The organism is Corallococcus sp. AS-1-12 (assembly GCF_020036995.1).
GTDB lineage: Bacteria > Myxococcota > Myxococcia > Myxococcales > Myxococcaceae > Corallococcus.
On the sequence record NZ_JAIQDD010000025.1, the window covers coordinates 16443 to 25922 of the forward strand.

General features: G+C 72.2%; 9 protein-coding genes. 5 read left to right on the forward strand and 4 right to left on the reverse strand.

All coding sequences use genetic code 11. From position 1 onward, the window contains the following. Positions 1-190: 190 nt before the first annotated feature. On the forward strand, positions 191-610 hold the full coding sequence (gene rplQ / locus K8556_RS29655) for a 50S ribosomal protein L17 (RefSeq protein ID WP_223743466.1): 420 nt from the start codon (positions 191-193) through the stop codon (positions 608-610). 134 nt (positions 611-744) lie between these two features. Here rplQ and K8556_RS29660 read toward each other — a convergent pair whose 3' ends face one another. Genes K8556_RS29660 through K8556_RS29670 form a run of 3 tightly spaced genes read right to left on the reverse strand, consistent with a single transcriptional unit; the run spans position 745 to position 3628 of the window. Then, positions 745-1401: a hypothetical protein gene (locus tag K8556_RS29660; RefSeq protein ID WP_223743467.1), complete on the reverse strand. Its 657-nt coding sequence runs from the start codon at positions 1399-1401 to the stop codon at positions 745-747. A gap of 36 nt (positions 1402-1437) precedes the next feature. Beyond that, on the reverse strand, positions 1438-2820 hold the full coding sequence (locus K8556_RS29665; protein ID WP_223743468.1) for a tetratricopeptide repeat protein: 1383 nt from the start codon (positions 2818-2820) through the stop codon (positions 1438-1440). Positions 2821-2827: 7 nt separating this feature from the next. Further along, on the reverse strand, positions 2828-3628 hold the full coding sequence (locus K8556_RS29670) for a 1-acyl-sn-glycerol-3-phosphate acyltransferase (RefSeq protein WP_223743469.1): 801 nt from the start codon (positions 3626-3628) through the stop codon (positions 2828-2830). Positions 3629-3839: 211 nt separating this feature from the next. Between K8556_RS29670 and K8556_RS29675 the strand changes: the two genes are divergently transcribed. From K8556_RS29675 to K8556_RS29685, 3 genes are all read left to right on the forward strand, one after another. Further along, positions 3840-4454 carry a deoxynucleoside kinase gene (locus K8556_RS29675; protein ID WP_223743470.1) on the forward strand — a complete coding sequence of 205 codons (615 nt, stop codon included), beginning with the start codon at positions 3840-3842 and terminating at the stop codon, positions 4452-4454. After that, positions 4451-5626, forward strand: a complete 1176-nt coding sequence (locus tag K8556_RS29680) for a DUF2314 domain-containing protein (protein WP_223743471.1) — start codon at positions 4451-4453, stop codon at positions 5624-5626. Before K8556_RS29675 ends, K8556_RS29680 begins: the two co-directional genes overlap by 4 nt. A gap of 66 nt (positions 5627-5692) precedes the next feature. Continuing rightward, positions 5693-7429 (forward strand): FHA domain-containing protein, encoded by a 1737-nt coding sequence (locus tag K8556_RS29685; RefSeq protein ID WP_223743472.1) that lies wholly within the window; start codon positions 5693-5695, stop codon positions 7427-7429. Positions 7430-7435: 6 nt separating this feature from the next. Here the strand turns inward: K8556_RS29685 and K8556_RS29690 are convergent, their stop codons facing one another. Next, complete coding sequence (locus K8556_RS29690) at positions 7436-8362, reverse strand: EamA family transporter (protein ID WP_223743473.1); 927 nt, start codon at positions 8360-8362, stop codon at positions 7436-7438. A gap of 191 nt (positions 8363-8553) precedes the next feature. Here K8556_RS29690 and K8556_RS29695 point away from each other — a divergent pair, with 191 nt between their 5' ends. After that, positions 8554-9471 carry a pseudouridine-5'-phosphate glycosidase gene (locus K8556_RS29695; RefSeq protein ID WP_223743474.1) on the forward strand — a complete coding sequence of 306 codons (918 nt, stop codon included), beginning with the start codon at positions 8554-8556 and terminating at the stop codon, positions 9469-9471. Positions 9472-9480 lie beyond the last annotated feature (9 nt).

A 9480-nucleotide genomic window follows, 5' to 3' on the forward strand; every position in this document is an offset into this window, starting at 1 on the left:
CGCCGTCGTTTCCTGAAGCACCTGCCTTGGCTCCCCACCGACACGGCTTCACGGTGGCGCGAAGGCAGGGGGCCCTGGTACACAGGGCCCGATTCAATGGCGGCCCCCGGTGTCGGGGCCGTCCTTCCCACCCGGTACCTGATACGGCCGGAGTGGTGGGGCACTCCAGAAGAGGCCCCGGAGCACGCGCATGCGCCATAAGGTCGGACAGAGGAAGCTGCACCGCACCACGAGCCACCGTCTCGCGATGCTGAACAACATGGTCACGTCCCTGCTGGAGCACGGGGCCATCCGCACCACCGTTCCCAAGGCGAAGGAAGTCCGTCCGCTGGCCGAGCGCATCATCACGCTCGCCAAGCGCGGTGGCCTGTCCAACGTGCGCCTTGCTGCCCGCACCGTGAAGGACCGCGCGGTTCTCCAGAAGGTGTTCAGCGAGTACAAGGAGCGTTACGCCTCCCGTCCGGGTGGCTACACCCGCATCGTGCGCCTGGGCTTCCGCCGGGGCGACGCCGCGGAGATGGCCCTCATCGAGCTGGTGGACCGTCCCGCGAAGGCCCCGGCCGCCGCCGAGACGACCGAGGCTCCCGCCGAGGCGAAGACCGAGGGTTGAGCCGTTCCCCGTGCCCGGGTCTCACGTGAGTGAGGCCCGGACGGGCTGAAGCAGCATAAAGGGCGCCTTCCTGCTTCAGGAGGGCGCCCTTCGTGTTTCCGGCGTCTGGCGGGGCTCCCCCGCTCGCGGCCGGGCTACTTCTTCGGCGCGAGGAGGCGCTGCCACTCCTCCTGGAGGGAGGGCGTGAGGTCGGCCTTGTCGTCCGCGCTCTTCATCGTCAGCGCCTGGAAGCGCAGGTCCGCGGGCGCGGCGCCGCCGGTCTTCCCCAGGAGCTGCTTGGGCGTGATGGTGATGAAGTTGCCGGGCTGCACCTCCGCCACCACCGCCTTGTACTCGTTGTTCACGGTGATGATGACGTCGCGCCAGACGTCCTTGCTCTCGTTCCAGATGGTGACGGAGGGCCGGTCCAGCTTGTCGCTGAGCACCAGGCGCGCGTCCATGTCACCCGTGTCCATCGAGCGGCCCGGGCACGCGATGCCGAGGCTGGCGATGGACAGCACGAGCCAGCCCGCGACGATGCCGGCCTTGTACTTGAAGAAGCGGTCGCTCGCGCGGAAGTCCGCGAACTGCTCCTTCAGGATGGAGAAGGCGTTGAGGACGACGTTGGACGTCTCCGCGGCGACGCGCTTGCCCAGGGGGCCTTCCGGCTTCGCCTTCTCCAGGGGGGCCGCGCGGGCGGCGCTCACGGCGCGCATGCCGGAGCTGGTGGCCGCCCGGGGCTGGGTGCCGGGGTTGGACGGCGTCCGGGGCGGAGGGGTGCTGGGAGGGGCGGGTTTGCGCGCGTCGCTCATCGAAGGTCGAGTGTAGAGGGCGCGGTGCGCCGGTGGCTACTGGCCCTTGAGCACCTGCAGGGCCTTGCTGGCCACCGCGTTGTCGGGCTGGGTCTCCAGCACCTTCCCCAGCCAGCGCTCCGCTTCGCTCGCGGCCTTCTGGCGGTCCTCGGGGCGGCGGGCCTTCTGGGCCTCCTCGGTGTAGAGCAGGCCCAGGCGCAGGGCGAACTCGGTGTTCTCCGGGTCCTTGTCCGCCACGACCTTCAGCTCGCGCTGCGCGGCCGCGTAGTCCCCCTGCAACTGGTACACGAGCGACAGCTTGCCGCGCGCGGCCGCCGAGTCCGGCGCCAGCGTCACCGCCACCTGGAAGGCCTCCTTCGCGGTGTCCAGGTCCCGGGCCTCCAGGCGCAGGTCGCCCAGGCGGAACCAGGCCAGGTCCAGCAGCGGGTTGAGCGCCACGGCCTTCTCGAAGGCGGTGCGCGCCGCGTCCGTGCGCTGGCGCGTCAGGTACAGCTCCCCCAGGTAGAGCTGGTTCTTGCCGTCCTGGGGGGCGCGCTCGATGGCCTGCTTGAACTCGTCCACGGCGCGGCCGGCGTCATCCAGGCGCTGGTAGGCCAGCCCCAGCAGGGCGTGCACCACGGCCAGGTCCGGGTAGTCGTGGAGGATCTCCTCGAAGGCGATGAGGGCGTGCTGGGGCGCGTCCATCTCGTGCAGGTAGCGCATGCCCTCCTCGAGCTTCGCCTCCGCCGCCTTGGGGAAGTTCTGGAACGGGTCCGCCAGCGGGTTCATCAGCGCCCGCGCGGTGGCGACCTCCGCCGGCGTGGGGTTGCCGCGCACGACGGTGCCCAGGGCCGCCACGGCGCCCGCCGTGTCGCCCGTGCGAGCCAGGGCCTTGGCCAGGGGCAGCTTCCAGCCCGCGCGCTCCGGGGCCAGCTCCACGGCCTTGCGCAGCGGGCCCAGCGCGGCGGTGTACTGCTCCGACTCCAGGCGCGCCACGCCCAGGCGGTAATGGAACTCCGCGGTCGTGGGGGACAGCGTGATGGCGCGCTCGAAGGCGGCCACGGTGGGAGCGCCCGCGTCCCGGGCCCGCGAGAAGAGCGTCAGGCCCAGCATGTACTGGTCCACGGCGCGCTCGTCCTTCGCGATGGCCTGGCGCAGCTCCTCCGCCCAGGCGTCCGCGCGGCCCGCCTTCACCTGGGCCTCCGTGAGGGCGCGGGCCACGTCCACGTCGTCCGGCGTGCGCGTGTGCAGCTCCCTCAGGAGCTTCACCGCCTCATCCGGCTGGTTGCCGTCCAGGTACGCGCGCGCCTGGGCTTTGGGGGACAGCGCGGGGGCCTGGGCCTGGCCGTGGCCGCAGCCGGTGGCGAGGAGCCCCAACCCCAGGAGGGCGGCGGGCCAGCGGAGCGTGCGGAGGCGGTTCGAGGGAAGCGTCAGGGGCACGGGGAGCTCAGGAGGCCTTGGAGGTGACGGAGGCGGCACGCTGCGCGACGCCCTCGCGGTTCGGCGGGGCGACGGCCGTGTCGGGGTCACCGCCCTTGCCACCCAGGGAGAGGCTGTCGGCGATGATCTGCGCGCGCACCGCGCGGGCCAGGCCCTCGCGGTCGTTGTCCGCGAAGCCGGTGGTGTCGATGGGGCGGCCCACCTTCACGCGCACCACACCCGGGGTGATGTTCCACGAGTTCTTGGGCATCACGTTGTCGGTGCCCTCGATGGTGACGGGGCAGATGGGCACGCGGGCCTTCAGCGCGAGCGCGAAGGGGCCCTTCTTGAAGGGCAGCACGCGGCCGTCCGGGGAGCGGGTGCCCTCCGGGTACAGGAAGATGCTGGTGCCCGCGCGGATCTTCCGGGCGGCCTTCTCCAATGACGCGATGGCGGACGCGCGGTCCCCGCGGTCGATGAAGATGTGGCCCGCGAGCCAGAGGTACCAGCCGATGAACGGCACGAAGCGCAACTGCGACTTGGCGACGAAACGGAAGTCCACCGGCACGGCGAGGAAGTGGGCCGGGATGTCGAGCGTGGACAGGTGGTTGCCGACGTAGATGGTGGGCCGCTTCGGGTCCACGTTCTCCCCGCCAAGGACCTCCAGCTTCGCGCCCCCGGCCCAGAGGAGCACGGGCGACCAGAGCCTGCGGGCGACGGCGACCGAACGCGACGGGTTGAGCGTCACCAGCATGGCGAGGCAGGCCACCGGGAAGCAGACCATGGACCAGACCGTGACCACGAAGATGCACCACAGCTTGCGCAGCATGCGTCGCCTTTCCTCCTACCGGGGGACCTGAGTGCCGGAAGGACCCCGGGGGTGCCGCTCCCCCGTCGTGCAGGCAGGCGGCGCGGCATGGGCGCCGGCTCGGGCTCCTGGACGTGCGGAACGGGGCGGGGGCATGCACTTTATCTACCATGGCTCCCCTCGCCATTGTTTCTGGTGAATGCCGCTCGCTGGGGTTACAAGCAAGGGTGGCGTGGCCAGGAAAAAGTTCATCGCCATCGCGGGCAACATCGGAGCCGGAAAGACGGAGCTCACGTCCTTCCTGTGCCGGAAGTACGGCCTCACGCCGTCCTTCGAGCCCAATGACCAGAACCCCTACCTCGCGGATTTCTACAAGGACATGAAGACGTGGGCGTTCCGCTCGCAGCTCTTCTTCCTCACGCACAAGTTCCGTCTGCACCGGGAGCTGGAGCGCACGCCGGGCACCGTGCTCCAGGACCGGACCCTCTACGAAGACGCGGAAATCTTCGCCAAGAACCTCCACCGGCAGCGGCTCATCGACAAGCGCGACTGGTCCACCTACTGGGAGCTGTACCAGACCATCTCCCAGTCGCTCCGGCCGCCCGACCTGATGATCTACCTGCGCTGCCCGGTGGTGACGCTGAAGGAGCGCATCCGCCTGCGCGGGCGGGCCATGGAGAAGGACATCCCGACCGCCTACCTGAAGCGCCTCAACGCCCTCTACGAGGAGTGGTTCGAGGGCTACTCGCTGTCACCGGTGCTGGTGCTGGGGACGGACAAGCTGGACTACCTCACCAACCTGGTGGACCGCGTGGACCTCTTCCGACAGATTGAGAAGCACCTGTGAAGGAGGTCTACGTCCTGGCCACCGAGCAGTCCGTGCCGCCCTCTCTTGACGCGCTGCGCGCGGCGTTCGCCACGGACGAGGTGGAGTTCGTGCCGCACGAGGGCGACTGGGGCTTCACCGTGCGCGCGGACGGCTCGGAGGTGAAGGTGGTGCTCAAGCCCCTGAGCGACGGCCGTCCCCGCGTCCCCCAGGAGCTGTTCAGCGGCAGCCCGGAGGCCTTCGCGCGCGTGGAGAAGTCGCAGGCCTGCTACGCGTTCCTCCTGGAGCCGGGCGGCGCGCAGCCCACGCTGCCCGTCTTCGAGGCGCTGTGGACCGTGCGCACGCTGATGGAGCAGGCGCCGGGCGTGCTCGTGGACCTGACGGCGTTCAAGCTGCACGAGCCCGAGGACGTGGTCGAGATCACCGAGCTGGACTTCGACATCCGCGACCACGTGCACCTGCACGCCATCGAGCTGGCGGAAGGGGACACGCCGCTGTGGGTGCACTCGCACGGGATGGAGAAGTTCGGCGCGCGCGACGTGGAAATCTTCCACCTGGGCGAGGGCGACCTGCTGGCCGCGGAGAGCTTCCTCCACGAGCTGTGCACGGACCTGGCGTTCGCGCAGGGGCCCGCGCTGCGCTCGGAGGTAGCCACCAGCGAGGGCCAGAGCTTCACCCTGGTGCCGTCGGAGGAGGCCCGCGCGAACCTGCTGGGGGTGCCGCTGGACGCCTTCGAGGGCCACGAGGGGCTGTTCCTCACGGTGGTGTCGCCCCTGGGCCGGCACAACACGGCGGAGCTGCTGGCGACGTACCGGGAGCGCTTCGCCAAGGAGCCGGCCGAGCAGACCCAGGCCATGCACGAGGAGGCGCAGGCGCTGCTGCCGGCGTTCCTGGCGCGCTTCCAGCGCAAGGGGTTGATGGAGCCCCTCACGTTCCTGGTGCGGGCCCCCTTCGAGACGCACCCGGAGGGCGAGGTGGTGGTGGAGAACCTGTGGCTGGAGGCGGTGGCCCGGGACGAGGGCTCCGTCGTGGGCCGGCTGGTGGATGGCGCGGTGCACACCACGGAGTGGCGCAAGGGGGCCCACGTGGAGGTGGAGGAGAAGCAGATCAACGCCCTGGCCATCGCCCGGGAGGGCCGCGCGCTCAACGAGTCCGAGCTGCGCGCGCTCTTGAACGCCGAACGCCCCATGTAGCGCCGCGCGTCCAACCCGACGCGTCTTGCGAGCGCCCCGAGGGGCACTGCTAGGCTGCCCGTCCGCATGCCGGCATTGCTGCTGCTCACGGGCCCCTCGGCGGGGCGCCGGTACGAGGTCGTCTCCCAGCTCACCCTCGGCCGCAGCCCCTCCTGCGACATCCCGCTGGAAGACGACCAGGTGTCGCGCCGCCACGCGCAGCTCTTCCTGGACACCGTCGCGGGACAGGTGCGGCTGCGCGACCTGGGCTCCACCAACGGCACGCTGCTCAACGGGCAGCGGCTGGCGCTCCAGGAAGAGGCGGTGCTGCGGCCGGGGGACCGGATGCGCGTGGGCGCCACCATCGCGGTGTACGAGCCTCCGCCGGTGTCCATCGTCGACGAGCCCTCGGGCGTCGTGGCGCCGGAGCCGGAGCACGTGCCCATCGAGGAGGTGCTGCCGCACGTGGGCGCGGCCGCGGCGATGTACTCGGCGGGGACGGCGCTCTTGGGGGCCACCAGCGAGGCCATGGTGCTGCGGCGGCTGTCGGAGGAGACGGCGCACGCGCTCAACGCGGACCGCGCCGCGGCGCTCCTCAGCGGGCCAGAGGGGCTTCGCACGGCGGCGGTGTCTGGCGCGGCGTCCGTGGAGGTGCCCCGCGCGCTGGTGCAGGCGGCGCTGGAGCGCAAGGAGTTGGGGCGGACGGACACGGCGCTGTGCTCTCCGCTGGTGGCTTCGGGCGGGATGCCCTTCGGCGTGCTGTACGTGGAGCGCGAGGAGTCGCCGTTCACCGAGGGCGAGGGCCAACTGCTCGCGTCGCTGGGGCGGCTGGGCGGCGAGGCCTATACGGCGGTGCGCTCGCGCGGCGAGGCGGAGGCCGCGGAGACGCCGTGGGTGACGCCGCTGGGGACGTCGCGGGCGTTCCGGGGCGTGGTGGAGGAGGCGCGGCGTGCGGCGGGCAGCGCCGCTCCGGTGGTGCTGTTCGGCGAGCCGGGCACGGGCAAGGCGCTGCTCGCGCATTTCCTTCATGGGAAGTCCCCGCGCGCGCTGGGGCCGTGGGTGACGGTGGAGTGCCGTCAGTCCCTGGAGGCGGTGGAGGTGGCGCTCTTCGGCCGTGCGGGCGCGCCCGGCCAGCCTCCGGTGACGTCCGCGGTGCTGCGCGCGGACGCGGGCACGCTGCTGCTTCGCCATGTGGAGGCGCTGCCCCGGCCGGCGGCGGAGCGGCTGGCGCGGATGCTGGCCCGGCGCGCGGCTCCGGCCCGGCAGGGCGGCGAGGAGCCCGTGGACGTGCGCATCGTCGCCACCTGTGCTTCGCCGGTGTCGCGGCTCGCGTCCCGGGGCGAGTTCGACGCGGCGCTGGCCCGGGGGCTCACGGGCTTCGAGCTGGAGGTCCCTCCCCTGCGCGAGCGGCGGGGGGACGTGCCGGTGCTGCTGGAGCACTTCGTGCTGCGCGGCGCCCGGCACGGCGGGCGGGAGGCTCCGGTGCTGGGACCGGAGGCCCGGCGCCTCCTGGCCGAGTATCCGTGGCCGCAGAACGTGCGCGAGCTGGAGCTGGTCGCGGAGCGGCTGGGGCGCGTGTACGCGGCGGGCCACGTGGGCATCCCGCAGTTGCCTCCCGAGGTGCGCGAGGGCGCGGTGGGGCACGCGCCTCGCACGTTGCAGGAGCAGGTGGCCCGGCTGGAGCGCGACGCCATCGCGGAGGCGCTCCGCGAGTCCGGCTGGAAGAAGGTCCGCGCGGCGGAGCTGCTGGGCATCAGCCGGCCCACGCTCGACCGGAAGATGGAGGAGTACGGGCTGACGCTGGAGCGGGGGACTCGCGGCTGAGCGCGCTCAGGCCTTCGTGATGGCGCTGTCCTTGCGGCGGCTGATCAACACGCCCGTGAGGATGAGCGCCGCGCCGAGCGTCTGGAAGAGGGTGGGGCGCTCGCCGCGGACGGCCCAGGCGGTGAGGGCGGCGACCACGGGGATGCCGGTGCCATAGAGCGTCGTGCGGTTGGTGCCCACCTGCTGCACGCTGCGGAACCAGACGAAGTAGGCGAGTACCAGCGGCACCAGCGCCGAGTACACGAGCGCCACCCAGCCCGCGGCACCCACGCGCGACGCGTCCATTTCGATGACCTGGGACGCGCCGGCCAGCACGACGCCCGGGGCGCCCGTGAGCATGGTGATGGCGGTGACGCGCAGCGCGGACACGCCTTCTCCCACCGCGCGCGTGCCCACCGTGTAGATGGACCAGCACAGCGAGCTGCCGACAATCAGCGCGTCGCCCGTCCACGTCGCCGCGCCCAGGTTCGGGCCTCGCGCGCTCACGACCAGCAGCGTGCCCACCACCGCGAGCGAGAGCCCCGCGACGACCGGGCGCCGCAGCTTTTCGATGCCCAGCGCCGCGCCCAGCGCCGCCGTCACCACAGGGCTCACCGCCGTGAGCATGCCGCTGTTGGCGGCCGTGGTGCGCGCGAGGCCTTCGATGAAGCACAACTGGTACAGCGTGTTGCCCACGAACCCCAGCGCGGTGAGCCGCAGGAACGTCTTCCACGGCATCGGCTTGCGGCCTTCCACCGCGAGCAACACGAGCCCCATCGCGAGCGCCGCGAGCCCGAAGCGCAGCGACATGAAGGCCCGCGCCGGCATGCCCTCCAGCGCGTCCTTCACCAGGGTGTAGTTCGTCCCCCAGACGACCACGACGGCGATCATCGCCAGGTCGGAGGCGGAGAGGAGACGGGCAGGCGCTGCGACCGCGGGCGACGAGGTGCTCACGGCGGCGGGGCATAGGGCGGCGCGGGTCTGGATGCAACCGACGGGGCTGCAACGAACATGTGGGCCCGCGCCGCTTCCCTGGCAGGCGACACGCACGCGCGGTGCTCTCCCAAGGGGCGGCGGCACCGGGCCGACGTTTCCCCACGCCCGTGCTTGTCCGGCCGCCCCGGCCATGGCGTAAATGCCCGCCCATGGACTTCCGCTATTCGGACGAGGTGCGGCGCGCGAAGGACTCCGGGCAGCCGCTGGTGGCGCTGGAGACGAGCGTCGTCGCGCAGGGCCTGCCGTACCCAGACAACCTGGCCGCCGCTCGCGCGTGCGAAGAGGCCGTGCGCCGCGCCGGCGCCGTGCCCGCGCCCATCGCGCTCGTGGACGGCGAGGTGTGGATTGGCCTGGAGGACGCCACGCTGCGCCGCCTGGCCGAGGGCAAGGAGAAGCTCCTCAAGGTGGGCTCGCGCGACCTGGCCGTGGCGGTGGCCACCCGGGCCAGCGGCGGCACCACCGTGAGCGCCACGTGTGAGCTGGCCGCTGCGGCGGGCATCCGCGTCTTCTCCACCGGCGGCATCGGCGGCGTGCACCGGGGCGCTTCCGAGCACTGGGACATCTCGCAGGACATCGCGGCCCTGTCGCGCTACCCGGTCGCCGTGGTGTGCGCGGGCGCCAAGTCCGTGCTGGACCTGCCCAAGACGATGGAGCTGCTGGAGACGGCGGGCGTGCCCGTCATCGGCGTGGGCACGAACGAGCTGCCGTCCTTCTACAGCCGCGAGTCCGGCCTCTCCCTGGAGCACCGCGCGGACGACGCGGAGACCGCCGCGCGCATCGCCCACGCCCGCTTCGAGCTGCTGGGGCAGGGCGGCGTGCTCTACACGGTGCCGCCTCCGGTGGAGGCCGCGCTGGCTCGCAACGACGTGGAGCTGCACATCGCGTCGGCGCTGGCGGACGCGGACCGGCAGGGCGTGCGCGGCAAGGCCGTGACGCCGTTCCTCCTGGGCGAGATGGCGAAGCGCACCGGGGGCAAGACCCTCAAGACGAACCTGGCGCTCCTGGAGAACAACGCGCGCTTCGCGGGGGCGCTGGCCGTGGCCTACGCCCGCCTCGCGAAGCGCTGAGCGACGAGG